Below are 2,148 nucleotides of genomic sequence, written 5' to 3'. Positions count from 1 at the left end.
CGCGGCCGGCGAGCATCCGGGCGATGTCCTTGCCCAGCCCGCGTCCGGCCCCGGTCACGAGCGCGCTGCGTGACCTCGTCGTCGTCGTCACTTCTCGCTTCTCAGTCCGGACCGGATCCGACCGTAGGAGATGCCGCCGTGGCAGTAGGTGGGCACCACGGGCCAGAAACGCTTCCACGAGACCAACTCGGTGGAGGGCAGGATCTGCAACCAGCGCGGGTCACCGGGACACCGGTCCGCCATGGTCTTCTCCTTGATCATGGAGTCGTACTGGTCCAGCGAGTCCTCGAGGGTGTTGGCGTTGGGGCAGATCTCCCGACCGAACTTCTCGTGGTAGCGCCGCACGCCCGGGATCCGGGACAGCTCCGGCTGCCAGTTGTCCAGGGAGATGCCGTTCTCCGAGGAGACCCAGACGCCGTCCGGGGTGTTGATGACCAGCGAGTGGTTGCCGTCGGTGTGGCCGGGGGTCCACATCAGCGCGATGCCGGGGCCGAGCTCGATGTCCCCGTCGAACACCGCGAACTTGGACCGGTCGACCCCGCCGAGCCCGCCGGAGACGTACCAGGCCCACTGCATCGGGTGCAGGTCCTCGAGCGTGGCCAGTTCGCGCCGATGGACCAGCAGCCTGGCGTCGCCGAACAGTGGCGTGCGGGGCGCGGTGTCTCCGGGGATCACCTCGGTCGAGCCGAGGATCATGCGTGGGTCCTGCACGTGGAGGTGGTCGAACGTGCAGAAGTCCACGTCCTGCGGCGTGAGCCCGACCTTGGCGAGCGCCTGGTCCGGCTCGTTGAAGTACTTGAGGAGCAGCTTGATGGCCAGGGTGCCGCCGGGGATCCGGTCGACGAGCGTCTGCAGGTTGTCGTAGAAGGGCGCCTCGGCGGACCCGGCGGGGACGGTCGGCTCGAACACCAGGGTGCGGGGACGGCCGTTCCAGTCGTCGTACTGCACCACGATCATCCGGTTGATCATGGTGATCAGCGGCAGGCTGGGGACCGAGACCGCGTTGTTGAAGGCGTACTTGACCGGGTACGGCGCCGCGGCCACGTCCACGGACTGCACGGCCCGCACCTGACCCTGCTGCACGAAGCGCGTCTTGTACTCGGCGGCCGCCGCGCGCACGGCCCGGAGGCGCTCGCCGCGGGGCCACACGTCGTGGACGCCGTCGAACTCGGGGATCGACCGCGCGCCGATCTGCTCGAGCATCTGCTCGGACGAGTCTTCCGGCAGCTTCTGGTCACTCAGCTGGTGGTCGCGCAGCATCATCGCTCCTGTACTACTACGGGCGCCGTGGTTCTCCGGGTGCCGTGGTTCTGGCGGCTGCTTTCAGGATCCGGTTCCCGCGGGAAGAAAACTTGTCTCAGCGCGACAGTCTTGCCCGGCGCCGTAGTCCGCCGGGGGAGAGGCCGAACCACCGACGTACGGCGTGGCTGAGCGTGGACTGTTCGGAGAAGCCGACCAGGTCGGCGATCTGGGTGAAGGACAGGTCGGTGGTCGTGATGAACCGGTGCGACCGGTCTCGCCGCAGGTCGTCGATGACCTGACCGTAGGTGGTGCCCTCGACGACGAGGTGGCGCTGCAGGGTCCGGGGCCCGATCGCCAGCGAGGCCGCCACCTCCGCGAGGGACGGGACCCGCCCGGGCAGGCTCTCGGCAACCGCCCGGCGGACCCGTCCGGACATCGACCGGGTGGGGTCGGAGTACGACCCCGCCAGGTGTTCGAGGGCGGCCAGGCGGATCTCCTCGTCCGCGGTGTCGAACGAGGCGTCCAGGATCCGGCGCTCGACACACAGCGCGGCCACGGGTCGGTCGAACTTGATGTCGGCGCCGAAGAAGTCCAGGTAGCGGTCCACGGGCGACAGTGGACCGTGGGGCAGCTCGACGGACCGGAGACCCGGACTGCGCCCGAGCAGTTGCACAGCCATCCGGTGGAACAGGCCCAGGCCCAGCTCGATGGCCTGCGGGGAGTACGGCGATTCGGAGAGTTGCTTGCGGTAGGTCAGCGCGATCACGCCGCGCCGGTCCCACGGGTCGTCGTCGACGCCGATCGTCAGCGCGGGGCTGTGGACGAACAGGAACCTCGCCGCGCACTCGAGTGCCTCGGTGGCGGTGGAGCTGGAGCGGACCGCCCGGGCCACCGGTCCGAGGATGG

General features: G+C 69.3%; 2 protein-coding genes. Both read right to left on the bottom strand.

Translation table 11 applies throughout. From position 1 onward, the window contains the following. Window positions 1-87: 87 nt before the first annotated feature. Window positions 88-1,263, bottom strand: a complete 1,176-nt coding sequence (locus G6018_RS14830; protein ID WP_241731193.1) for a hypothetical protein — start codon at window positions 1,261-1,263, stop codon at window positions 88-90. Between the two features lie 94 nt (window positions 1,264-1,357). Then, window positions 1,358-2,148: AraC family transcriptional regulator (locus G6018_RS14825; RefSeq protein ID WP_187701134.1), on the bottom strand; the 791-nt coding region annotated here is incomplete at its 5' end.

Source organism: Dietzia sp. DQ11-44 (genome assembly GCF_014145205.1).
GTDB lineage: Bacteria > Actinomycetota > Actinomycetes > Mycobacteriales > Mycobacteriaceae > Dietzia > Dietzia natronolimnaea.
This window is presented reverse-complemented; position numbering and strand designations above follow the sequence as displayed.

What these genes read in the sequence shown, in the direction of transcription:
- G6018_RS14830 (WP_241731193.1), bottom strand. Translation starts at nt 1,263, where the DNA reads ATGATGCTGCGCGACCACCAGCTGAGTGACCAGAAGCTGCCGGAAGAC.